General features: G+C 64.7%; 26 protein-coding genes. 20 read left to right on the top strand and 6 right to left on the bottom strand.

Annotated elements, in window-relative coordinates:
- Positions 1-21: 21 nt before the first annotated feature.
- Positions 22-1,155 carry a signal recognition particle-docking protein FtsY gene (gene ftsY, locus ACPPVV_RS14105; protein ID WP_426700518.1) on the bottom strand — a complete coding sequence of 378 codons (1,134 nt, stop codon included), beginning with the start codon at positions 1,153-1,155 and terminating at the stop codon, positions 22-24.
- Between the two features lie 30 nt (positions 1,156-1,185).
- On the opposite strand from ftsY, the gene ACPPVV_RS14100 reads away from it, so the two are divergent.
- From ACPPVV_RS14100 to ACPPVV_RS14065, 8 genes are all read left to right on the top strand, one after another.
- On the top strand, positions 1,186-1,308 hold the full coding sequence (locus tag ACPPVV_RS14100; RefSeq protein WP_426700517.1) for a hypothetical protein: 123 nt from the start codon (positions 1,186-1,188) through the stop codon (positions 1,306-1,308).
- Positions 1,305-1,889, top strand: coding sequence for a 16S rRNA (guanine(966)-N(2))-methyltransferase RsmD (gene rsmD / locus ACPPVV_RS14095; protein WP_426700516.1), 585 nt, complete (start codon positions 1,305-1,307; stop codon positions 1,887-1,889). The genes ACPPVV_RS14100 and rsmD overlap by 4 nt, the downstream gene beginning before the upstream one ends.
- Before the next feature lie 27 nt (positions 1,890-1,916).
- The gene (gene coaD, locus ACPPVV_RS14090) at positions 1,917-2,456 is read left to right on the top strand and encodes a pantetheine-phosphate adenylyltransferase (protein ID WP_426700515.1); all 540 of its coding nucleotides are present in this window, start codon (positions 1,917-1,919) and stop codon (positions 2,454-2,456) included.
- A gap of 5 nt (positions 2,457-2,461) precedes the next feature.
- Positions 2,462-2,962, top strand: coding sequence for a hypothetical protein (locus ACPPVV_RS14085; protein WP_426700514.1), 501 nt, complete (start codon positions 2,462-2,464; stop codon positions 2,960-2,962).
- 148 nt (positions 2,963-3,110) lie between these two features.
- The gene (locus ACPPVV_RS14080) at positions 3,111-3,371 is read left to right on the top strand and encodes a YfhL family 4Fe-4S dicluster ferredoxin (protein ID WP_426700513.1); all 261 of its coding nucleotides are present in this window, start codon (positions 3,111-3,113) and stop codon (positions 3,369-3,371) included.
- Positions 3,368-5,086 carry a gamma-glutamyltransferase gene (gene ggt / locus ACPPVV_RS14075; protein WP_426700512.1) on the top strand — a complete coding sequence of 573 codons (1,719 nt, stop codon included), beginning with the start codon at positions 3,368-3,370 and terminating at the stop codon, positions 5,084-5,086. The genes ACPPVV_RS14080 and ggt overlap by 4 nt, the downstream gene beginning before the upstream one ends.
- A 169-nt stretch (positions 5,087-5,255) precedes the next feature.
- Positions 5,256-6,128, top strand: a complete 873-nt coding sequence (locus tag ACPPVV_RS14070; RefSeq protein ID WP_426700511.1) for an MBL fold metallo-hydrolase — start codon at positions 5,256-5,258, stop codon at positions 6,126-6,128.
- Complete coding sequence (locus ACPPVV_RS14065) at positions 6,128-7,159, top strand: TMEM43 family protein (RefSeq protein WP_426700510.1); 1,032 nt, start codon at positions 6,128-6,130, stop codon at positions 7,157-7,159. The genes ACPPVV_RS14070 and ACPPVV_RS14065 overlap by 1 nt, the downstream gene beginning before the upstream one ends.
- 17 nt (positions 7,160-7,176) lie before the next feature.
- On the opposite strand, the gene ACPPVV_RS14060 is transcribed toward ACPPVV_RS14065, so the two are convergent.
- From ACPPVV_RS14060 to ACPPVV_RS14040, 5 genes are all read right to left on the bottom strand, one after another.
- Positions 7,177-8,451, bottom strand: a complete 1,275-nt coding sequence (locus ACPPVV_RS14060) for an EAL and HDOD domain-containing protein (protein WP_426700509.1) — start codon at positions 8,449-8,451, stop codon at positions 7,177-7,179.
- A gap of 104 nt (positions 8,452-8,555) precedes the next feature.
- Positions 8,556-9,002, bottom strand: coding sequence for a flagella synthesis protein FlgN (locus tag ACPPVV_RS14055; RefSeq protein WP_426700508.1), 447 nt, complete (start codon positions 9,000-9,002; stop codon positions 8,556-8,558).
- Complete coding sequence (gene flgM / locus ACPPVV_RS14050) at positions 8,999-9,322, bottom strand: flagellar biosynthesis anti-sigma factor FlgM (RefSeq protein ID WP_426700507.1); 324 nt, start codon at positions 9,320-9,322, stop codon at positions 8,999-9,001. Before flgM ends, ACPPVV_RS14055 begins: the two co-directional genes overlap by 4 nt.
- A gap of 116 nt (positions 9,323-9,438) precedes the next feature.
- Positions 9,439-10,170 (bottom strand): flagellar basal body P-ring formation chaperone FlgA, encoded by a 732-nt coding sequence (flgA, locus tag ACPPVV_RS14045; RefSeq protein ID WP_426700506.1) that lies wholly within the window; start codon positions 10,168-10,170, stop codon positions 9,439-9,441.
- Positions 10,167-11,471 (bottom strand): methyl-accepting chemotaxis protein, encoded by a 1,305-nt coding sequence (locus ACPPVV_RS14040; protein WP_426700505.1) that lies wholly within the window; start codon positions 11,469-11,471, stop codon positions 10,167-10,169. Before ACPPVV_RS14040 ends, flgA begins: the two co-directional genes overlap by 4 nt.
- Before the next feature lie 193 nt (positions 11,472-11,664).
- Between ACPPVV_RS14040 and ACPPVV_RS14035 the strand changes: the two genes are divergently transcribed.
- From ACPPVV_RS14035 to flgL, 12 genes are all read left to right on the top strand, one after another.
- Positions 11,665-12,603 (top strand): chemotaxis protein, encoded by a 939-nt coding sequence (locus ACPPVV_RS14035; protein WP_426700504.1) that lies wholly within the window; start codon positions 11,665-11,667, stop codon positions 12,601-12,603.
- A 166-nt stretch (positions 12,604-12,769) separates the two neighbouring features.
- Positions 12,770-13,171 (top strand): flagellar basal body rod protein FlgB, encoded by a 402-nt coding sequence (gene flgB, locus ACPPVV_RS14030; RefSeq protein ID WP_426700503.1) that lies wholly within the window; start codon positions 12,770-12,772, stop codon positions 13,169-13,171.
- Entirely contained in the window at positions 13,171-13,584 is a 414-nt protein-coding gene (gene flgC, locus ACPPVV_RS14025; RefSeq protein WP_426700502.1) for a flagellar basal body rod protein FlgC, read from the top strand. Before flgB ends, flgC begins: the two co-directional genes overlap by 1 nt.
- Before the next feature lie 16 nt (positions 13,585-13,600).
- Positions 13,601-14,272 (top strand): flagellar hook assembly protein FlgD, encoded by a 672-nt coding sequence (locus ACPPVV_RS14020; protein WP_426700501.1) that lies wholly within the window; start codon positions 13,601-13,603, stop codon positions 14,270-14,272.
- 40 nt (positions 14,273-14,312) lie between these two features.
- The gene (gene flgE, locus ACPPVV_RS14015) at positions 14,313-15,530 is read left to right on the top strand and encodes a flagellar hook protein FlgE (RefSeq protein WP_426700500.1); all 1,218 of its coding nucleotides are present in this window, start codon (positions 14,313-14,315) and stop codon (positions 15,528-15,530) included.
- 2 nt (positions 15,531-15,532) lie between these two features.
- Complete coding sequence (flgF, locus tag ACPPVV_RS14010; protein ID WP_426700499.1) at positions 15,533-16,273, top strand: flagellar basal-body rod protein FlgF; 741 nt, start codon at positions 15,533-15,535, stop codon at positions 16,271-16,273.
- Positions 16,274-16,305: 32 nt separating this feature from the next.
- A complete protein-coding gene (gene flgG, locus ACPPVV_RS14005) occupies positions 16,306-17,091 on the top strand; it encodes a flagellar basal-body rod protein FlgG (RefSeq protein ID WP_426700498.1) in 786 nt (261 codons plus the stop codon).
- Positions 17,092-17,099: 8 nt separating this feature from the next.
- Complete coding sequence (gene flgH / locus ACPPVV_RS14000; RefSeq protein WP_426700497.1) at positions 17,100-17,783, top strand: flagellar basal body L-ring protein FlgH; 684 nt, start codon at positions 17,100-17,102, stop codon at positions 17,781-17,783.
- The gene (locus ACPPVV_RS13995) at positions 17,783-19,045 is read left to right on the top strand and encodes a flagellar basal body P-ring protein FlgI (RefSeq protein WP_426700496.1); all 1,263 of its coding nucleotides are present in this window, start codon (positions 17,783-17,785) and stop codon (positions 19,043-19,045) included. Before flgH ends, ACPPVV_RS13995 begins: the two co-directional genes overlap by 1 nt.
- On the top strand, positions 19,045-20,019 hold the full coding sequence (flgJ, locus tag ACPPVV_RS13990; RefSeq protein ID WP_426700495.1) for a flagellar assembly peptidoglycan hydrolase FlgJ: 975 nt from the start codon (positions 19,045-19,047) through the stop codon (positions 20,017-20,019). Before ACPPVV_RS13995 ends, flgJ begins: the two co-directional genes overlap by 1 nt.
- Positions 20,020-20,036: 17 nt before the next feature.
- A complete protein-coding gene (flgK, locus tag ACPPVV_RS13985) occupies positions 20,037-21,914 on the top strand; it encodes a flagellar hook-associated protein FlgK (protein ID WP_426700494.1) in 1,878 nt (625 codons plus the stop codon).
- 5 nt (positions 21,915-21,919) lie between these two features.
- On the top strand, positions 21,920-23,146 hold the full coding sequence (flgL, locus tag ACPPVV_RS13980; protein WP_426700493.1) for a flagellar hook-associated protein FlgL: 1,227 nt from the start codon (positions 21,920-21,922) through the stop codon (positions 23,144-23,146).
- The last annotated feature ends 180 nt before the right edge of the window (positions 23,147-23,326 follow it).

Genomic DNA, 23,326 nt, shown 5'->3' with positions numbered 1-23,326 from the left:
GATCAGCCCCGCCGTCGCGATTCAATCATGGCCGTCGCCACCCAGGCTGGCCGGCAACAGGCCGTCGACGAATGCCTCGGCCTCGAACGTGCGCAGGTCGATGGCGGTTTCGCCGAGACCGACATAACGGATCGGCAGGCCGAACTCGCGCGCCAGCGCAAACACCACGCCGCCCTTGGCGGTGCCGTCGAGCTTGGTCACCACCAGCCCGGTGACGCCGACGACCTGACGGAACTGGCGTACCTGGCTGACCGCGTTCTGGCCGGTGGTACCGTCGATCACCATCAGCACTTCGTGCGGTGCGTCGGGATCGAGTTTCTTCAGCACGCGGGCGATCTTGCCCAGCTCGTCCATCAGGCCGCCCTGGGTGTGCAACCGGCCTGCGGTGTCGGCGATCAGCACGTCGGTGCCGCGCGAGCGCGCCGCCTGCAGCGCATCGAAGATCACGCTGGCCGAGTCGGCATCCTGGCCTTGGGAGATCACCGGCACCTGGTTGCGCTCGCCCCAGGTCTTCAATTGCTCGACTGCTGCGGCTCGGAACGTATCGCCGGCGGCCAGCATCACCGCATGTTTCTCATCGCGCCAGCGCCGGGCCAACTTGCCGATGGTGGTGGTCTTGCCGGCGCCGTTGATGCCGACGACCAGCACCACGAAGGGCTGCTTGCCGCGCGGGTCGAGGGGTTGCTCGACCGGCTTGAGCAAGGCGACCAGCGCCTGACGCAAGGCTGCCAGCAAGGCGGGCGCGTCGGCGAATTCGCGCTTGTGCATGCGCTTGCGCAAATCCTCGACCAGTTCGGTGCTGGCTTCGACGCCGACGTCGGCCGTGATCAGGGTGGTTTCCAGCTCGTCGAGCAGGTCGTCGTCGAGCTTGGGGTGGCGCACGAACAGCGAGCTCAGGCCACGCGTGAAGGAGTTGCCGGACAGACGTTCGCGCCAGCTCCGTTTGGCGGGCGATTTCGGCTCCGGTGCCGACTCGCTTGTCGGCGTCACAAAGCGTTCGGTGGCGGCGACGGTTTCGGCGGGAGCGGGGATCTCCGCCAGCGATTCGTGCAGCATGGGGTCGTCGCTTTCGGGCGCGACAGCTTCGGTTGGCGTCTTGGCGGAAGGTGGTTCCGAAGCCGTTTCGGCGGGCTTTTTCTTCCAGAACTTGAGCATTGCGGCCGTGATTCAAAGACAATGGGCGGCATGCTAACACTCCAACCTGTACTGGCCGTTGAAGAGCCGGCCGTGGAAGAACAGGCCGTTGAAGAACAGACCGTTGAAGAGCTGGCCCTTGAAGGGCTGGCTGGTGCGGACGTGGCGCCGTGAACGGCAGCGGGCGCAAATCCGGTGCAGGGCGGATCCGCATCATCGGCGGCAGCCTGCGCAATTCGCGACTCGAGGTGCCGGAGCTGGCGGGCCTGCGCCCGACGCCGGAGCGGGTGCGCGAAACGCTGTTCAACTGGCTGGCGCCGGTGATCGGCGGTGCGCGCTGCCTGGATCTGTGCGCCGGCACCGGCGCGCTCGGCATCGAGGCGTTGTCGCGCGGTGCAGCCAGCGTGCGGTTCGTCGAGCGGGAGGCGACCGCAGCGCTGGCGTTGCGTGCCAACCTGGCGCGGCTCAAGGCCGATGCCGGTCAGGTCGCGATGCTGGATGCGGGCCTGTTCCTACAAGGTGCGCCGCGGGTGAGCGATCTGGTCTTCCTCGACCCGCCGTTTGCGCTCGAGCTGTGGTCGGTATTGGCGTTTCAGCTGGAGCAACGCGGCTGGCTGGCTGCGCAGGCGTGGATTTACGTGGAGTCGCCCCGCGCCACCGTGCCCACGCTGCCGCCGAACTGGGAACTGCATCGCGAGGGGCAGGCCGGTGAGGTGCGTTTTGCGCTCTATCGGCGCGCGCTTCCGTTAAGCTAGGGTCAATTCAGCTGCCGCCTTCGTCTCGTGAGCAAACCATTGGGCAATCCGCGCCTGGCCGTCTATCCGGGTACCTTCGATCCGATCACCAACGGTCATACCGATCTGGTGACGCGCGCCGCACCGCTGTTCGACCGTGTGATCGTGGCGGTGGCCGACAGTTCCAGCAAGGGGCCCGGCTTCAGCATGGGCGAGCGGATCACCCTGGCGCGGCTGGCGCTGGCCGACCTGCCGAACGTGGAGGTGCGCGGTTTCGATTGCCTGCTGGCCACCTTCGTCGAGGAAATCGGCGCGGGTGTGATCATCCGCGGCCTGCGCGCAGTGTCGGATTTCGAGTACGAATTCCAGCTGGCCAGCATGAACCGGCATCTGATTCCGCAGGCCGAAACGTTGTTCCTCACGCCGGCCGAGCAATACAGTTTCATTTCCTCCTCGCTGGTGCGTGAGATCGGTCGCCTTGGCGGCGACATCTCCGGCTTCGTGCATCCGGCGGTACAACAGGCCATGCGGCAGCGCTGGCAAAAAGGCCGGACCGGCCCCAACAAACAACCCGAAACAGAAAGGTGATAACCATGCGTAAGTTCGCTCTCATTGCTGCCGTAGCGTTGACCACCAGCCTGGCCCTGAGCGCCTGCGGCAAGCACGACTCCGACCAGCAGGACCAGCAGCAGGTCCAGCAGGCCGCCAAACCGACCAGTCCGACCGACTCCAAGGCGTGGAACGCCTACCTCGGCCAGATCGTGCAGAAGAACATGCAGGGCATGAGCGCCAACCAGCCTTACGCCTACATGGTGACTGCCGCCTCTACCGACGAAGCCAAGGCGCAGAACGATCGCCAGCTGCAGAGCGTGCAGGACACCGTCGCCCGCGGCGTGTTGCCGGGCAACCTGCTGGCTTTTGGTGGTCCGGTATCCAGCACCACGGCTGACCTGGTGATCGCGGCGTTCAAGGATGCCAAGCCCGGTTCGTTCAAGGATGTGATCGTGTTGTTCATCGGCGACCAGGCCGACGAACAGCGCGTCACCGATGCGTTGAAGCCGACCGGCGCCACGCTGCGCTTCGTCGTCATGTAAGTAGTCGCCGCGCCGGCGCTGCCGGCGCGGAAGGCGGCGTTGCCCTTGCGCCGGTGGGCCGGGCAACGCTGCAGGCCGTCGCTGCGAGTTGCCAGCGCCGCGCCGCGCCCTCCGGGGTGGTCCGCATCAACCTGTAGTATCCACAGCCATGTCCCTGAAAATCCTCGACACCTGCGTCAATTGCGACGTCTGCGAACCGGCTTGCCCGAACAAGGCCATTTCGCTGGGCGAGGAGTTCTATGTGATCGATCCCGCCCTGTGCACCGAATGCATCGGACATCACGACGAACCGCAATGCGTGGTGGTCTGCCCGGTCGAGTGCATCATCGGCGATCCCGAACATCCCGAATCGCATGAGCAGCTCGAGCTGAAATACCGTCACCTGATGGCGAAGGAGTCCGCGGCATGAGTTTTTCCCCGAACTGGCAGGTGCTGTCGTTGAGCCTGCTGCTGGTGGGTGGCACGGCTCTCGCGGAGGCACCGCCGAAGACGACGCCAGCGGCAAACCATGTTGCACGCCAACGGCCCGGTCATGCGGCGATCGCCAGCGCCAACTTCCATGCCACCGAAGCGGGTCTGGAAGTGCTGGCCAAAGGCGGCAATGCCTTCGATGCGGCGGTCGCGGTGGCGGCTACGTTGTCGGTGGTGGAGCCGGAGAGTTCGGGGATCGGCGGCGGCTTCATGGCGGTTTTGCATCGAGCGAAGGACAACCACGACGTTTTCATCGATGCGCGGGAAACCGCGCCTGCCGCGGTCGACAGCAAGGATTACGTGAACGCGGACGGCAGTCCGAATCGCGATACGGCATTGAAAGGGCCGTTGTCCGCCGGTATTCCCGGTGAACCGGCGGGCCTGGTGCTTATCGCCAGGCGTTACGGCAGGTTGTCGTTGCAGCAGTCGTTGGCGCCAGCGATCCGCATTGCCCGCGATGGTTTCAAGGTGGACGCACGCCTGCATGGCGCGATCGCCGGAGAGCAGAAAGACCTGCAGCGCTGGCCGGCGTCGGCGGCGAAATACCTGCAGGACGGCAAGCCGCCGGCGGAGGATTCGCTCTGGCGCGATCCGGATCAGGCGCGCACGCTGGAATCGATCGCGGCACATGGCAACGATGGTTTCTATCGCGGCGAGACGGCGGACAAGCTGGTCGCGGCGGTGAAGGCCGCTGGCGGCAACTGGACGCTGGCGGATCTGGCCAGCTACAAGGCCATGGAGCGCACGCCGATCAGCGTGGATTACCGCGGCTACAGGATCGTCACCGCGCCGCCACCGTCGTCCGGCGGTGTCGCGATCGCCGAGATCCTCAACATCTTGTCCGGCTTCGATCTGTCGAAGATGGGTCAGGTGCAACGCGTGCACTTCATCGTCGAGGCCATGCGCCGCGCTTTCCGCGACCACAACGATTATCTGGGCGATCCCGATTTCGTGAAGATGCCGCTGGACATGCTGCTGTCGCCGTTCTACGCCGATGGCCTGCGCCAGGGCATCCTGCCTGACAAGGCCACGCCATCATCGATGCTGCCGCGTGCCGAAGCGCACGAACCGGGCATGCACACGACGCATTTCTCGATCATCGATGCCGACGGCAACATGGCGGCGGTCACCTCCACGGTGAACTACACGATGGGTTCCACCTTCGTCGCCGCCGGTACCGGCGTGTTGCTGAACGACGAGATGGACGATTTCGCGCTGGTGCCCAACAAGCCCAATGTGTATGGATTGCTTGGCAGCGTGGCGAACGCACCGGCGGCCGGCAAGCGCATGCTGTCGTCGATGTCGCCGAGCATCGTGATCGGTGCCGACCGCACCGCGGTGATCGGCTCGCCCGGTGGCTCGACCATCATCACCCAGGTGCTCGAGGGCATCCTGCATTTCATCGATGGCGAAAGCGCGCAGCAGATTGCCGCGCACAAGCGCTTCCATCACCAGTACATGCCCGACGAAGTCATGGTCGAAGACGGTACGTTCGACCCGGCGACCAGCGCGGCGCTGACAAAGATGGGTTACACGCTGAAGCAACATGAATCGTGGGGCTTCATGAACGTGGTCACCTGGGACCGCAAGACCAACAAGCTCGATGCCGCCAGCGATCCGCGCCGGCCGTCGGGGCTTGGCAAGGTGCAGTAAGGTCAGACCATGGAACTGTTCTCGATTATCGGCAATTCGCAGCAGCTCGACGGCGGTGCCATGTTTGTTCGGCCCGTCCATGGGCCTCACCCCGCGCTACGCGCGGGGCCGCCTACGGCGTCCGGATTCGTTCCGGACGAATCCGTGGCAACGGAGTATTGATTTCGCCATGGAACTGTTCTCGATTCTCGGTAATTCGCAGCAGCTCGATGGCGGCGCCATGTTTGGCAACGCGCCGAAGGCGCTGTGGTCGCGCTGGATCGAGCCGGATGTGGAGAACCGCATTCCGCTGGCCTGTCGTTGCCTGCTGGTGAAGGATTTGGACGGCCAAAACGTGTTGTTCGAGACCGGTATCGGGGCGTTTTTCGAGCCGGCGTTGCGCGAGCGTTATGGTGTGGTCGAGTCACGGCATGTGTTGCTGGATTCACTGGCTGCGGCAGGGCTCACGCACGAGGATATCGACGTGGTGGTGCTATCGCACCTGCATTTCGACCATGCTGGCGGCTTGCTGGCGGCGTGGAAGGAAGGGGAGGCGCCGCGGCTGTTGTTTCCGAACGCGCGCTTCGTGGTGGGTGCGGAACACTGGCGCCGTGCACTCGAGCCACATCCGCGTGATCGCGCGTCGTTCGTGCCCGAATTGCAGCCGTTGCTGCAGGCCAGCGGGCGGATCGAGCTGGTCGAAGGCGAGTATTCGCAAACTCTGGGCCAGTCGGTGCGTTTCAGTTTTTCGGACGGCCATACGCCGGGCCTGATGCTGGCCGAGGTCGCCGGCGTGGTGTTCTGCGCTGATTTGATCCCGGGCCGCTTCTGGGTACATCTGCCGATTACCATGGGCTACGACCGTTGGCCGGAGAAGCTCATCGACGAGAAACGCGTGTTCCTGGAAGACAAGCTGGCACGTGACGTGCGACTGTTCTTCACCCACGATCACGACTGCGCACTGGCGCGCGTCGTGCGCGACGAACGCGGTCGTTTCGGCACGGCGGACGAGCAGCGCATGCTGCATGGTGTGCCACCACAACTGCCGGCTGGAGTGGTCTGATGGATTTACGCAAGGGAATGTCGATGCCCGGGCTGATGCTGAGTATCGTCGGCGCCTTGCTGGTGCTGGCCGGCATCGGTCTGGCGGCGGTGACGACCCGCGGCCTGCTCAACTACCGTGCGGCAGCCAGCCGGCACGGTGGCGAGGTGATGGATCTGGGCAGCAATGCCAGGCCGCAGGCGGGCCAGCACGGCGCCATGGCACGTGTCGTGGGTACACCCGAGGTGGTGGAGGCGCCGCATGACCCGGAGTTCAATCTGCGGGCGAACACGCCGGTGCTGGTTCGCCATGTGGAAATGTTCCAGTGGCGCGAGATCCGCATCGGCGGCAACGTGCATTACGAACTGGACTGGGTTGACCGCCCGCTGGATGCCAGTCATTTCGAGGATCCGGCCGGGCACGCCAATCCCGTCAGTTTTCCGATCAGCGGCAAGCAGTTCGATGCCGGGCTGGTCCAGGTCGGTGGATTCAAGCTGGGTCCGGTGCTGCTGCACGCGCTGCCCGGCACCGAAAAGGTGACGCCGGATCCGAAGTCGCTGCCGGAAAATCTCGCGGCCAGCTTCAGTCGCCATCAGAACTACCTGGTGACCAGCGCCCGGCCGGATGACCCGCAGCTGGGTGATGTGCGGGTGAGCTGGGATGAAGTGCCGCTGCAGCAGTTGACCGTGGTGGGTCGCCTCGACGGTGACCGCCTGGTGCCCGCCTCGGAGGCTGCCGATGGCAAGGGCTATGACGTGCAGCTCGGCGACGTACCCGTGCTGGACATGTTTCCGGACCTGCCCATTCCGCCGGAGTTCGTCTGGAGCTGGCGGATACTGTCGGTGCTGCTGACTGCCTTGGGCGCGTATCTGCTTTTGGCTCAACGCGACCATCGCGACGTTCCGCTGGCCGTCGGGCTCGGCGGACTTGCCGTGGGAACGGTGGCCTGCGTGATGTGGATCGGTGGGGGCGGGCGCGACATGTATGGCTGGCTCGCGGTCGCGGTGCTCGGTCTGGCGCTTACGATATGGCGGCTGCGCCGCCGTAGCTGAGCCGATGCAGCACGGGGTCAGTTCAGCTGGTTCCCGTTTGCCGTGGCATAGACCTGATCGGCCCATTGGGTGGCTTCCATGTAAATGCCGGCCATCCGATGGATGCGCTGGGGAAGCGTCCTTTCGCTGGTCATCTCGCCGGCTTCCCACGCAATGATCTGATCCAGCAGCGGCCGGAACGGACCGCCACGGCCGGTCAGCGCGTCGCTGATTTCCGGCACCAGACGCAGATGCGACAGCAGGAATTCCATCGACGCCGACATCAGGGTGTCCAGCAGCGAGAACAGGCCCACCGTGAACGCCATTTCCGAGTGGCCATTGGGCATGCCGCTGGCCAGCTTCTCGCACATGTGGGCACGAATCAGCGCGGCGCGCAGTAGTTCCGGCGGGCGATCGTCCATGCTGCACATCGACATGGTGTCGATCCAGTTGCGCATGCGCGTGACGCCGAAAAAGATGGCGGCCTGCTGCACCGACTTCAGCTGCCGCGGCAACGCGAAATAGGCGGAGTTGACGCAGCTGAGCAGCTTGTAGCTGAGCACGGCGTCGTCGCGAATGATGTTGCCCAATTCCACCGGACCGGGATTGCTTTCCTGCAGTACCCGCATCAATCGCAGCATGCTCAGTCGATTGGCGGTCAGCACCGGTACGGCCACCGGATGCGGGATCAACAGGTAACGCCCCTGGATGGCTTGCAGCGGAAGCTCCAGGCAACGCTCGTAGGTCTGGTGATCGTGGACCTGGCCGGCAACCACCCGGATGCCCCGCGTGTGCAGGTGCTCGGTACGTTCCTTCAGGCACTCCGGCGACAACCGGCTGGCATCGAGTCGTACAAGCTGCACCATCTGCAGCAAGGTCTCCAGCGGCAGGGTGCTTTCCGGGTCGAGGTCGGTTGCGTCGAGCATGAACTGACAACCACGCTGCGCCATCTGCTGCAGGCGCTTCATCAAAGGTGCGTCGGTGGCTACGTGCGGATGCAATACCACGCCCAGGCGCGGCTGGTGCAGCAAGACGTCGGCGTCCTCGGGCAGCAACTCGGTCGGGATGTTCAGGAACGCGCGGTTGCCGCGCACCAACCGGGTCAATGCGCCATCGGTGATGGTCGCCAGCATGCTTTGCAGCAACGTCTGCTCATCGCCGGCTTCGCGATGAAACACGATCTCGTAGGCAAACAGCTGGTTCTCGCGGTCGAGCATCGGCACGCGCAGTACCGGCAACGGGCTGGACATGCCCCCGTTACCTTGTGCGATGGGAGCGGAGTTGGCGGCCGGGGAAGCGTTGGGGTTGCTCATGATCAGTCATCGATTAACGCTGAAGCATGCCGTGGCCCGCTTCGCAGTCAGTGGGAAGACCGTCTGCGCAGGCAGGCGGCGGTGCCGTCGCTCTCAGTTCGATGTCATGCCGCGGCCAGCGCGTGCGAACGCGCGCGGACATGCAGCTCACCGGAGCGCCCGTACAGCTCGCTCTCGCCCGCATGTCCGGTCAGTACCGCCAGCGCCTGACGCACCAGGTTCAGCCGCTGGGTGACGGCATCGCCGTTGCGCCGGTTGAGCAGATGGCAATGACGCAGCGATTGCACGATCCCGCTCCAGGCCGGTTCCAGCGTGGCGTTCTCTGCCGGTTGTTCGCGGCTTAGTTGCTGGCGTTCCGCATCGAGCTGCTCCAGCTGCAGCATGAGCGCCTGCTTGCCTGCGCCGGCCTGGTCCAGCGCCTCGCTGTTGCCGTCGTTCAGCGCAGTGCGCTCGGCTTCAAGTACCTGCGCGAGCTGGTCGATGGCCTGCTGCATGTCGCCCAGTACGGCCGTCAGCGCATCGTGCAGTTCATGCTGCAGCTGGCGGTTCATGCCTTGCCTGTGCCGCCGAGTTGCTGCTCCAGTGAGAGCATGCGATCGGCGATGCGGCCGGCGTCGATCTTGTAGCTGCCGTCGGCCAGCGCCTGGCGCACTTGTTCCACGCGTTTCGGATCGATGGTGGCGGTGTCGTCGGGGCGTGCGGCCTGTTGCAGCGCAAGCGCCGAATCGGTCAGCTTGAGCTGGTCGTCGGTCTTGGGCGCTGCGGCAGCGGAACCCGCCGGGGCGGTCGCCGTTGCCGTCGAGCCGTTGCCCGAACTGCCGGTGGCCTGGGTGAACTTCGGCAGGCCGTTGTTGGAAATGGTCGTATTCATGGGTCCGTTCTCGCTGCGGTGTGTCCCTGTAACTGTTGGATCGGCCGGTTTCGCGGAAACTTTAGGGCTGAAGAAGAAAGGTGAGCGTAGCGAAATCGGCCACTGGCCGTCGTGGCTCATGGCAACGCAAGCACCTCGCCGGGCGCGCTGACCATCGCATCGACCACCTTGCCCGAACTCTGATTGCGCACGCGCAGGCGGGCGCCATTGTCGCCGCCACCCAGGGCCACGCCATCGACACGCACCTCGATGCCGCCGAGCCTGGCCACCATCTGCACATGATCGCCGGCGCGTACCATGCGCCGCCCGCCCAATGCGCCGGGGGTGAGTACGCTGCCGCTGGCCAGGGCGCGATTCAACGTGCGGCCACCGACCTGGTCGAAATTCTCGATATAGCCATAGCCGAGCCGGGTGACGTCACGTTCCTCGCTGCGTATATCCGCACTGCTCAAGCCGTCGCCGCGCAGCAGTGGGTGACTGGCCACCAGCACGTTGCGGAACAGCTGCACCTGCAGCGGCACCCGTACCATCCAGCCACCGGCCTGGGGACACTGCACCCGCACGGTCATGTGCGACAAAGCGTTGGCTTGCCTGGCGACGATGGCATGCAACGGTTCATGGCACGGACTGAGTTTCAGACGCAGGCCAAGGGGTTCGGAGGTGATGACGACCCTGCTGCCCGGCAGTGCGTAGTGTTCGCGCAGGGCCTGCTCAGCGGCGACCCGCACGCTATCGAGCGATTGCACGGTCGTTGCGGTACCGGTCGCATGGACGTTGCCGAGCCACGACATGCCCAGCCACAGCAGGGCGGTCGACAAGCCGATGCCCGCGGCCTTGCGCTTGTTCATGCATCCGCCAGCAGGGCGCCAAGCTGGCCCAGCAGCGCTTCGCGACCGGATTCGAGCTGTGAAGACAACTGGGCGGCCTGATCGAGCTGGCCATCGCATAGCAATGCGACGAAGCGATTGCCCTGATCGCAGAGTTGCGCACCGGCAGCGGTCAAGCCGGCGGTGACGGGGTTGCCGCGATGCAGCGACGCGAGTCGGGCGATGCTGCGGTTGATCGTATGGGTATCGAACCAGCGTCGATCCAGCGCACCGGGTTCAAGCAAGGCCAAGTCCATCGCCTGGCGCAGATTCAGTGCGGCCTCGCGCAAGGTCAGGCTGAGACTGGCCGGGTCGCCTCCGCTGATGCCTTCCAGCCAGTCCAGGCCCAGCCGATGGGCGAGCAGGGCCGCGCGGTGCAGCGATTCGGATTGCCGCCGTGCTTCGTTGCCGCGGCGTTGCAGTGCGCCGAGCGCGGCCTGGGCCGCGGTGGCGCGCGCATGTTGGGTGTCGTGATTCTGCTGAAGCTTCTGGATGCGCTCGCTGGCGGTGCGCAAGGCGGCACTGCCTTCATCCAGGGTGGTGCCGGATTGGCCGACGCTGGCCTGTGCCCGTTCCAGCTGTTGCAGGCCATGCTGCACGTCGCCGTTCAACTGCAGTGAAAAATCACCGATCGAACCGGTGACCGTTTCAATTTCGGTGGTGGCGAGCGTGGTTTTCTCGGCGAGCTGCTTGACCTCGTCGGCGACCACGGCAAAGCCGCGGCCCGCCTCGCCGGCGCGGGCAGCTTCGATGGCGGCATTCAGCGCCACCAGGTTGGTCTGGTGGGCGATTTCCTGCACCGTGCCGGTAAGCTTGCGGATCTGTGCCACCTGCTCGGCCAGCTTGCTCTGGTTGCGGTTCATCGCCGACAGGGCGCTGCGCAGCAACCGCAATTGCCCGTCGAGCTCGCTGACGGTGCCGGCGCCGGCCAGTCCGACCCGACTGGCCCGGTCCAGGTCGGCGCCGACCTGTTGCAGTGCCGTCGAGATACCGGCGCTGCCACCCGTCAATCGGTCGACGCTGCTGCGCCCATCGCCGGCGGCCTTGTCCAGCGACGCTTGCTCGCGCGACAACTGCTGCACCGCGGCCAACACCAGGCTCTGCTGTTCCACGGTCTGCAGCGCCACCGCGGCGGGTGGCCGGCTGGCAACGCGGGCAAGCAGCGGCGCCAGTGCGCGCGCCGCACGCGGGTACTTGCGGCGCAGCACGGCAACCTGTTCGTCGTCGCCTGCGGCGGCGGCATCCACCAGGGCAGCGAGGTGCTGGTTCCAGATCAAGCTCATGGGGCGGGCATCACCTTGTGTGGCGCGGGAGTGCAGAGACTGCATCGTCAACATGCTTCGAAACTTGAGGAAGCAAGTCGCATGCCACCGCGGCTGAAATGATGTTGGCCATCGGCGCCGCTCAAGCGCACCGCATGGCGGCCGATAGCCTCCGCGTAGAGCCGCGCAGCGGTAACGCAATCGAGGAGTCCGCATGGGCGGTACGTTGCTGGAAAAGGTGGAACGGCATACCCGGCTGGCCGGCCACAACCGGGTGGCGATGCTGCTGTTCCGGTTGGGCGATGAGCAGTTGTTCGGCATCAACGTGTTCAAGGTACGCGAGGTGCTGCGTCGTCCGCCGCTGGAGCGCATGCCGGGCGTGCATGCCTTGCTGGCCGGCAGTTGCGACTATCGTGGACAGACCATCCCGGTGATCGACCTGGCGGCAGCGCTTGGCTACGCGCCGTTGCGCGACGTGGATTCGGCTCATCTGATGGTGACCGAATTCAGCCGTTCGGTGCAGGGCTTCCTGGTCGCTGACCTGCAGCGCATGGTGCATTGCGAAGGCGAAACGCTGGTGACGCCGCCCGGTTCGCTGGGCTTTGGTGCACGGGTCAATGCGGTGACCCGCGTCGATGGTGCGCTGCTGGCGGTGGTCGACGTGGAACACGTGCTGGCCAGCATCGACGCCGCGCCGGCCGAGCTGTCCGTGCAGATGCAACGCGTCGCCGGCGCGCGTTCACTGACCCCGCGACGGGTGCTGGTGGTGGATGACTCGTTGATCGCCCGCCGCCGACTGGTCAGCCTGTTCAAGCAGATGAACATCGAGTGCGTGGTGGCGAAGGATGGTCGCGAGGCGCTCGATCGCCTGCTGGAACTGGCTGCCGCCGATCCGGCCGAGGGAGTCAAGCTGGTGGTGTCCGACATCGAGATGCCACGGCTGGACGGCTACGCGCTGACCCGCGCGATTCGCGAGGCGCCCAGCCTGCGCAGGCTCAAGGTGGTGCTGCACAGTTCGCTCAGCGGCATCTTCAACGAGGCGATGGTGAAGGAGGTCAAGGCGGACTGCTTCGTCGCCAAGTTCCAGCCGGATCTGCTGGCGCAAGCCGTGCTGGAATTGTTGCCGGAACCTGAGGAAACGTCGGCGGACTGATTCCGCCGCGGTTTCGGGAAGCGTCAACAATCCGTCTTTCCGACGGCGTCATCCTCCCGGGGCCACGCCCCGCGCTTCGCCAGCCCAGTCCAGGCAAAGGGTTTCCCCTGGTGGCATGCAATTTGCCTCCAGCTCCGTGCGGCAAATTTTTGCGCGGAGCAAAGCGATGAGCCTGACCCCTGACAATCTGTTCGGTATCCATACCCAGGCGCTGGATCTCTGGCGGCGTCGCAGTGAAGTGCTGGCCAATAACCTGGCCAACGTCGACACGCCCGATTACCTGGCCCGCGACATCGATTTCCGCAAGGTGCTGTCCAGTGCCAGCGGTCAGTCGAAAGACCTGACGCTCGATACGCCGACGACCGGCCAGATCGATCCCGCCGCGCAGTCGGCGCAGCAACTGGCCTATCGCAATCCCACCCAGCCGAGCATGGATGGCAACTCCGTCGACGAACAGACCGAGCAGGCCAACTTCGCGGCCAATGGCGTGCATTACCAGGCGAGCCTCGCCTTCATCACGGCACAGATCCACATGCTGCGTACCGCCATCACCGAGGGGCAGAGCTGATGTCGCTGTTCTCGATTTTCAACGTGGCCGGTTCCGGCATGGCCGCGCAGTCGCTGCGGCTGAACACGGTGGCCAGCAACCTGGCCAACGCCGACAGCGTGGCAAGTACGCCCGAGGCGGCTTACCGCTCGCGCGAACCGTTGTTCGCCGCCGTGCAGAAGCAGTTGGGCAGCGCGGACAACGCTGAAGGCGTGCAGGTGCTCGGCGTCAGCGAAAGTCAGTCCGCCATCCCCAGCCGGTACGAGCCGGGCAATCCGATGGCCGATGCCGATGGTCTTGTCTATGCCAGCAACGTCAATCCAGTCGACGAGCTGGTCAACATGATTTCGGCCTCGCGCTCGTACCAGAACAATGTCGAGGTGATGAATACCACCAAGCAGCTGATGGTGAAGACCCTCGATCTCGGCAAGTGACCCGACGGAGCAGAGCATGACCATCAACACCAATAACACCACGAACGGCAACAACGCCCCGGCGGCGAGTCCGCCTGCCAGCGCGGCGCTTGCCGGTGGCCTGAGCCAGAGCGATTTCCTGAAGCTGATGACAACGCAGCTGCAGGCACAGGATCCGACCAATCCGGTCGACAACTCGCAGTTCGTTTCGCAGATGGCACAGTTCAGCCAACTTTCGGCCACCCAGGACTTGCTGACTTCGGTCAATACGCTGGGCAGTACCGTGAACGGTGCCCTGCAGACGTCGCAGGTGCTCGGCTCGTCCAGCCTGGTCAATCGCCAGGTCTTGGTGCCGGCGACGACCATCGACTACAGCGGCGAGGCCGTGACCGGCGCCGTCAATGTCGAGACCGCCGGCAACGTCAGCGTGAATATCGTCGACGCCACCGGAAAGGTCGTGCGCACGGTGAACATGGGCAACCAGGCCGGCGGCCTTTCCCAGTTCACCTGGGATGGCAAGGACGACAGCGGCAACGCGCTGGCCGAAGGCACCTACACCATGGCTGCAAGCAGCAGCGGCAGCACGCTGGATACGTACCTGGCCGGCAAGGTAACCGCGGTGGGATACGGCGGCACCGACGTGGGCACCTACCTGCAAGTGGCGGGCGTGGGCGGGGTCCCGCTCAGCCTGGTAGCGCAGATTCTCTGACGCAGGCCTTCCCTGCCTTCACTTATCCGAGGAATACATCATGGCTCTGAATACAGCACTCAGCGGAATCAACGCCGCCCAGGCGGACCTCAACGTCATCTCCAACAACATCGCCAACGCGAACACCACGGGCTTCAAGGGGTCGCGTGCGGAGTTCGCCGATGTGTTCGCCGTGACCGGTCTCAACCTCAACTCCACCGCGACCGGCAGCGGCACGCGGTTGCAGGATGTGGCCCAGCAGTTTGCCCAGGGCGACATCGAAAACACCAACAACAGCCTTGACCTGGCGATCAGCGGCAACGGCTTCTTCACCATCAATGACGGCAGTGGCGTCAGCTATACGCGCGCCGGCGATTTCAGGAAGGATCCCAACGGCTATGTGATCACCACCAGCGGTGCGCGTCTGCAGACTTATCCATCCAATGGCGTGGGTGGTTTCGACACCAGCACGCTGGCCGACCTGAGACTGGTGACCGCGCAGAGCAACGCCAAGGCGACTTCGCTGGTGACCATGACCTCGAACCTGCCGGCGAGCGCGACGGTGCCGACAACGGCCTTCAGCACCACCGACTCGACCAGTTACAACGATGCCACGCCGGTCACGGTCTACGATTCGCAAGGCGGAGCGCACCAGGGCACCGTGTATTACGCCAAGACCGGCACCAACACCTGGGACGCCCATTTGTATGTGGACGGCACGGATGCCGGCACCCAGGCGCTGACTTTCGACACGACCGGCAAGCTCACCACGCCGGCCTCCGGCAACCTGACGTTCAATCCGGTTGACCTGGGCAATGGCTCGAACGCATTGGCATTGACGGTCAACGTCAACAACACGACTCAGTTCGGCACCGACTATTCCGCCGGCACGATCAACCAGGACGGCTACGAAGCCGGCACCTTGTCGAACATCGACATCGACAGCAAGGGCGTGGTCACGGCGTACTACTCGAACAACCAAAGCAGCCAGATCGGCCAGCTGGCGATGGCGAATTTCGCCAACCTGCAGGGGCTGCGCCAAACCGGCGATACGACCTGGGCGGCCAGCGGAGATTCCGGAGCCGCCGTCATGGGTACGGCAAGTACCGGCCAGTTCGGCGAGATCCAGTCGGGCTCGCTGGAAGATTCCAATACCTCCGATACCACCGCGCAATTGGTCGACATGATCAAGGCGCAGCGCAACTACCAGGCGAACGCACAGGTGCTGTCCACCGACAATACCCTGACCTCAGCGCTGTTCAACGCGATCTCCAGGTAACCATGGATCATTCGATCTATGTGGCGATGACGGGGGCGACGCAGATCATGCGCGCCCAGGATGCCGTGAGCCACAACCTTGCCAACGCCTCCACGGTGGGTTTCAAGGGCGAGCTGAGCGCGTTCCAGAGCCAGGCGGTGCTCGGCGACGGGCAGGCCACGCGCGTCAACGCCGTGGCGCAGGGACTCGGCCAGGACTTCGCCCAGGGGGCGTCGATAAGCACCGGTCGTTCGCTGGACGTGGCAGTGCAGGGCAATGGCTGGATCGCCGTGCAGGCGCCTGACGGCTCGGAGGGTTACACGCGCGCCGGAGACCTGCAGCTGACCGCCGACGGCCAGTTGACCGATGCGCGCGGCAATCCGGTCATCGGCAGCTCCGGCCCGATCAGCATGCCCAACACGGCCCAGGTCAGCGTTGGCGATGACGGCACGATTTCCGTCGTGCCGACCGGCGAGGGACCCAATGCGATGACGGCACTTGATCGCATCCGGCTCGTCAATCCCGATTCGTCCCAACTGGCGCAGGGCAGCGACGGGCTGATGCACATGACGGACGGCACGCAAGCCGATGTCGACACCAGCGTGCACGTCACTTCCGGCGCACTCGAAAGCAGCAACGTCAACGCCTCGGCCGAGCTGGTGAAGATGATCGCGTTGTCCCGGCAGTACGACATGCAGGTGAAGTCGATCAAGAGTGCCGAGGACAACGCCGCGGCCGCCACCAAACTTCTGCAGTCCAGCTGACAACCAGCTGCCATCATTTACTGGAGTGACCCATGCTTTCTTCCCTCTGGATCGCCAAGACCGGCCTCGATGCGCAGCAGACGCGCATGGATGTCATATCCAACAACCTGGCCAACGCCAACACGACCGGCTTCAAGAGTTCGCGCGCGTCGTTCCAGGATTTGATCTACCAGAACAAGGGCCAGCCCGGTGGCCAGACCACCGAGCAGACCCAGTCGCCCTCGGGGCTGATGCTGGGCACCGGCGTGCGTGTCGTCGGCACCGAAAAACTCTTCTCGCAGGGCAATACTTCGCAGACCGGCAATCCGCTGGACGTGGCGATCCAGGGCAATGGTTTTTTGCAGGTGAGCATGCCGGACGGCACCACCGCCTATACCCGTGACGGCTCGTTGCATACGGACCCCAACGGGCAACTGGTGACCGCCGACGGTTACGCGCTCGATCCAGCGGTGACACTGCCGAGCAACGTGCAGAGCATCACGATCGGCAGCGACGGTACGGTTTCGGCCACCACCGCCGGCTCGGCGACGGCGGTGCAGGTCGGCACGCTGCAACTGGCCGACTTCGTCAACCCGGCCGGCCTGCAGCCGCAGGGCGACAACCTCTACCTGGAAACCGGCTCGAGCGGTACGCCGCAAACCGGGCAGCCGGGCCTGAATGGCATGGGCACGTTGCAGCAAGGCTCGCTCGAATCCTCCAACGTCAATGTGGTGGAGGAGATGGTCAACATGATCGAGACGCAACGTACCTATGAAATGAATTCCAAGGCGATCAGCAGCACCGACCAGATGCTGCAGGACCTCACGGACAAGATGTGAGCGATGCCATGACAACGATCGCTCCCTTGCTGCGCGTGCTGGCCGTCATCGGTTGCCTGGCACTGGCCGGTTGCGTCACGCAACCGGCGTTCAAGGACGCCCAGTGGGCGGCCACCGCGCCGATGGCGCCCGAGACGCCGCCACCGGCCGATGGTGCGATCTATCACGACATGGGAAGCATGGAGCTGTTCGCCGACCCGCGCGCGCACCGCGCCGGCGACATCCTCACCATCGTGCTGGTCGAGAGCACGCAGGCCAGCAAGAAGGCCACCACCAGCACCAGCAAGACCGACAAGACCGCCATCGACGCGCCGACGATCTTCGGCCAGGGCCTGAGCATCGGCGGCAAGGCCGCGGGTATCAGCACCCATGGCGATCGCAGTTTTTCCGGCAACGGTTCGAGCAGCCAGAGCAATCAGCTCACCGGCCAGATCACCGTCACCGTGGCGCAGCGGCTGTCCAACGGCAACCTGATGGTGCGCGGCGAGAAGTGGTTGACCATCAACCAGGGGCAGGAACTGGTGCGCGTCTCCGGCATCGTGCGTCCGCAGGATATCGGCCAGGACAACACGGTCGCATCCACCCGCGTGGCCGACGCACGCATCAGCTACACCGGTCACGGCACGCTGGCCGACGCCAACACGCAGGGCTGGCTGTCGCGTTTCTTCAATTCCAAGTGGATGCCGTTCTGATGAAGATGCGTCGATGGACGAAACACCTGCATGCACAGGCCCCGGGCATGAAGGCGGCGGGTCGTTTCGATGGCGCAAGCGCCGCGCTGGATCGTGTCGATGCGAAGTCGGGCGGAGCGAAGCGCCGCGCGGTGATACGGCAGGCGTTGTTGCGCTGGCGCGTGTTCACGGTCGGTCTGCTGGCTTGCCTGCTGGTGGCATTGGCCACTCCCGTACATGCGGACAAGATTCGCGACCTCGTGCAGATCGGTGGGGTGCGCAGCAACCAGCTGATCGGCTATGGCCTGGTGGTAGGCCTGGATGGCAGCGGCGACCAGACCACGCAGGCGCCGTTTACCACGCAGAGCCTGGAGAACATGCTGCAACAGTTCGGGGTCACCGTGCCGGCCAGCGCCCGCCCGCAGTTGAAGAACGCGGCGGCGGTAACGATCACCGCCGCGCTGCCGCCGTTCGCCAAGCCGGGCCAGACCATCGACGTGACGGTGGCATCGATCGGCAACGCCAAGAGCATCCGCGGCGGCGAACTGTTGATGGCGCCACTGCGGGGTGCCGACGGCAATGTCTACGCGGTGGCGCAGGGTAGCGTGGTGGTCGGCGGGATCAGTGCGCAGGGCAAGAGCGGTTCCAGTGTGCAGGTGAACATTTCCGCCAGTGGCCGCATTCCCAACGGTGCCTCGGTCGAGCGCAGCGTTGCCTCGTCATTCGGCAACGGCGGCAACCTGATGCTCAACCTCGACACGCCCAGTTTCACCACGGCTGCCCGTATCGCCACGGCGGTGAACCGGGCTTATGGCGCCGGCACCGCCCAAGCGGTGGACGGTGGTTCGGTTTCGGTTCGCGGTCCGCAGGATCCGGCGCAGAAAGTGGCATGGCTTGGTGCGATCCAGGAACTGGACGTGACGCCGGCGGATGCGCCGGCGCGGGTGGTGGTCAACTCGCGCACGGGTACGGTGGTGATCGGTTCGGATGTGCGGGTGAGCGCGGCGGCGGTTGCCCATGGCGCGATCCAGGTGACGATCAGCGAGCAGGCGCTGGTCAGCCAGCCGGCAGCGTTCAGTCGTGGCCAGACTGCGGTGGTGCCCAGCAGTGACGTGCAGATCAGCGAAAGCGGCGCGCACCTGTTCAAGTTTGGCCCGGGGGTGAGCCTCGATGCCATCGTGCGTGCGGTGAACCAGGTGGGTGCCACGCCAAGCGACCTGATCTCGATCCTGCAGGCGTTGAAGCAGGCCGGTGCACTGCATGCGGAGCTGGTGGTGATCTGATGGCAAGCGGCGGCAACACCATGCAGAGCATCAACACCTGGACCGACCTGTCCGGATTCAGCGCCTTGCGCCAGAGTGCGCAGGCCGACAGCAAGGCGGCGTTGCCGGCGGTGGCCAGGCAGTTTGAATCCATCTTCACCCAGATGATGCTCAAGTCGATGCGCGACGCCAACTACGGCGATCCGCTGTTCCAGAGCCAGGCAGGCGATGCCTGGCAGGGGTTGTTCGACCAGCAGCTGTCGGTGAGCCTTTCCAGCCAGGGTCATGGGCTGGGTATCGCCGACATGCTGATCCGCCAGCTAGGCGGGAAGGACGCCTCCCCGAAAGCGGCGGCGGACATCACCGATCCGGCTACCTCGGATCAGGCAGGAACCAACGCATTGGAGAACGACTGGCGCCAACGGCTGGGGTCGGTGGCCGACGCGGCACGCTCGATTGGACAATCGGTGTCGCGCTGGATACCCGACGACGCGCAGGAATTTGTCAGTGCACTGGCTCCCTTCGCGGCCCAGGCCGCCAGGAAGCTGGGTGTTTCGTTGCGCGCCGTGCTGTCGCAGGCGGCGCTGGAGACGCAGTGGGGAAAGCGCATGCCGACGCGCGATGACGGCAGCAGCAGCAACAACCTTTTCGGCATGAAGGCCGGTGGCAGCTGGGACGGCGAGCGCGTCAACGTGCCGACCCTGGAGTTCGAGGATGGCGTGGGTGTAAGGCGTCATGCCCAGTTTCGCGCCTATGGCTCGGCCGCCGAATCATTCGCCGATTACGCGAGGCTGCTTGGCGGGAATTCACGCTACGCCGAGGCCCTCGGCAAAGGCGACGACGTACTCGGTTTTGCCCGCGGCCTGGTCAACGGCGGCTACGCCACCGACCCGACGTACGCCTCGAAGGTCGCTGCCATCGCCAACAGTCCGGCCATGCGCCAGGCCCTGGCCGCGCTCAAGAACGTCGTCGAAAAGCCGACACCCTCCAGATAAGGCACCAGGAACCGCGCATGTCCAACCTGCTCAGCACCGGCATATCGGGCCTATCTGCCGCCCAGGTAGCGCTCAATACGGTCGGCAACAACATCAGCAACACCAACACCGATGGCTACAGTCGCCAGACGGTGCAGCAAACCCAGCGCCTGACCCAGTCCAGTGGGCGCTACACCATCGGCAGCGGCGTCGACGTGGTGTCGGTGCAGCGTGCCTACAGTCAGTACCTCACCTCTGCAGTGTGGAACAGCAACGCCAGCCTGCAACGAGCCAGCACTTTCAACGACCTGACCAGCACGCTCAACAGCGTGTTCAGCGGCAGTGGCGACCTGCAGGGGGCGCTCGATACGTTCTATGGCGCCTTCAGCACGGTGGCCAATGCGGCGAGCAGTACGTCAGGCCGGCAGGCCTTGCTGGGCAATGCCAGCTCGCTGGCTGCGGTGTTCAACACGCTTGGCCAGCAGCTGGGCCAGCAGCAGAGCCAGATCAACCAGCAGATCGGCAGCACGGTCGACAGCATCAACAGCGTCATCGGCAATATCGCCGATCTCAACAAGCAGATCCGCCAGTCCAGCGCCACGGGCCAACCCAATGCATTGCTCGATCAGCGCGACGCCCTGGTCAAGACGCTGTCCGGCTACGTGGGCATCTCCGCCGTCGCCGAAAGCGACGGCACGATGAGCGTGTACACGACCAACGGGCAGAGCCTCGTCAGTGGCAGCAATGCCTATCCCTTGTCCACCAGTGGCGAGGCCTATGACGTTACCCGTACCGATATTCTCGACAGCTCGGGCAACAACATCACGACCCGTTTGAGCGGCGGTTCGCTCGGTGCGTTGCTGGACTATCGGACGAATGTGCTCGATCCGGCGCAGAACCAGCTGGGCCAGGCGGCGCTGGCGCTGGCTTCCAGCGTCAATGCGCAGCAGGCCAAGGGGCTCGATCTCAACGGCAAGCAGGGTGCCGCCATATTCAGCATGCCGTCGCCGGGGGTATTCGGTTCCAGCGCCAACCAGGGCAGCGCCGATGTGACGGCGAAGATCGACGATGTGTCCCAGTTGACGGCATCGGACTACGTGCTGAGCTACGACGGCAGCCAGTGGAATTTGCGAACCACGGCCGGACAGAACGTCGCGCTTGCGACGAACGCGGATGGCAGCCTGTCGGCCGATGGCCTGACCTTCAATGTATCCGGCACCGCACAGGCTGGCGACAGTTACCAGATCCAGCCGACGCGCAACGCCGCCGCCGGGCTGGCGGTGAGCATGACCGACCCGAGCGGCATCGCTGCCGCCGCGGCGCTCACTGGTACGGCGGCGGGTGGCAACACCGGAACAGGTGCGATCGGTGCGATCGGCGTGGCCGATACAGAGAATGCGGGCTTGCTGGGCACGGCGACCGTGACCTTCAGTGCGCCGGATACCTACCAGGTTACCGATGCCAGCGGCAACGTGCTGGCCAGCGGCAGCTATACCTCGGGGCAGCCCATCACGGCCAACGGGTGGAGCCTGACACTTTCCGGCGCACCGGCGGCAGGCGACAGCTTCGAGGTCGCGGCCAATACCAACGGTCTCAACGACAACAGCAACGCGCTGGCGCTGGCCGGGCTGGCCAATACCGGCGTGCTTGGCGGAGGTGCCACCTCGGTGCTTGGCGCCTACGCCAACCTCACCACCCAGATCGGCAGCGTGGGCAGCCAGGCGGCTACCACGCTGACCACGCAGACCAGTCTCTACAGTCAGGCCGTATCTGCCCAGCAAAGCGTGTCGGGCGTGAACCTGGATGAGGAAGCCGCGAACCTGGTCAAGTACCAGCAGGCCTATCAAGCGTCGGCCCAGATCATCTCCACCGCCCAGTCCATCTTCACCAGCCTGCTGTCAGCCATTCAGGGATAACCGCCATGCGCCTTTCCACCAGCTGGATGTATCAACAGTCGCTGAGCACCATGCTCAACCAGCAGAGCGCGCTCGCCGCGACCCAGAACCAGGTGAGCACGGGCAAACGCATCAACGTGGCATCGGACGACCCCGTCGGCGCCGGCAAGGTGATCAGCCTCGACCACATTCTGGCCGCCAACGCGCAGTACTCGAGCAACATCGACAGCGCCAACACCCGGCTTTCGACCGAGCAGACGGCACTCACCGGAGTGACCAACCTGCTCGACAGTGCGCGTTCGATGGCCTTGCAGGGCATCAATGGGACCCTTTCCAGCAGCGATCGCAAGGACATGGCGACGCAGCTCTCGCAACTCCGCGACCAGCTCATCCAGCTCGCCAACACGAGCGACAGCAACGGCGATGCTCTTTTCGCCGGTACCAGCACCACCAAGACGCCTTTCGTGCAGGGAGCGAACGGGGCAGTGAGCTACGCCGGCAACGATGCACAACTGATGGCGGCGATTGGTTCGGGCCTGCAGATCTACACCGGCGATGCCGGCAGCGGTTTGTTCATGGGCATTCCTTCGGGCAACGGCAGTTTCACGGCCAGCGCCGGCGGCAGCAATACCGGAACCCTGGTGGTGGGCGCGAACGCCGTGAGCGATCCGGTCGCATGGGGCAGCGCCAGTGCCGCCAGCGGTGGCGGCTACACCATCAGTTTCGATGGGGCCGGCAACTGGAGTGCGGCCGATGCCAACGGCGATCCCGTCGTCGACGGCGCGGGCAACCCGGTGGGTGGCGCCTATCAGGACGGCGGCAGCATCAGCTTCAATGGCATGTCGATCACGCTCACCGGCGCGCCGGCCACAGGCGATACCGTTGCCGTGAAACCCGCCGGCAGCCAGGACATCTTCAGCACGCTGGGCAACATGATTGCGGTGCTGCAGGGCAACGGCAGCGACACGGACCTGGACAATGGCCTCAACCGCCAGATCGAGTCGCTCGACCAGGGCCTGGCCAGCGCGAGCAACGCGATGGTGGCGATAGGCGGTCGCATGAATACCCTGGATCAGCAGAAAAACGCATACGCGGATCTTGGCGTGACCTACGAGAGTTCGCTTTCAGACACGCAAAATGTAGACGTCTATACGGCCATAAGCAATCTGTCGCTGCAGTCGGCGGCCTTGCAGGCGTCGCAGCAGGTATTCGCGCAGGTCAAGTCGATGAGCTTGTTCAATTACATCAAGTGATGCGCCACTCAAGCGACTGCACCACTGGAACGGAGGTCAACCCGCGGTAAACAACAGCCGGTACGGCGCAAGTTTTCGAGTTATCCGCAGTAGCGGGACAGCCCGATTGCCCATGTTGAAAATAGCCATCGCCAGACACTCAAGTATTTTTCGCGAGTGCCGAAAAACTCTCTGAGGCGG

The sequence above is a fragment of the Rhodanobacter sp. Col0626 genome, from assembly GCF_049994385.1.
In the GTDB taxonomy this organism is placed as follows: domain Bacteria; phylum Pseudomonadota; class Gammaproteobacteria; order Xanthomonadales; family Rhodanobacteraceae; genus Rhodanobacter.
This window is presented reverse-complemented; position numbering and strand designations above follow the sequence as displayed.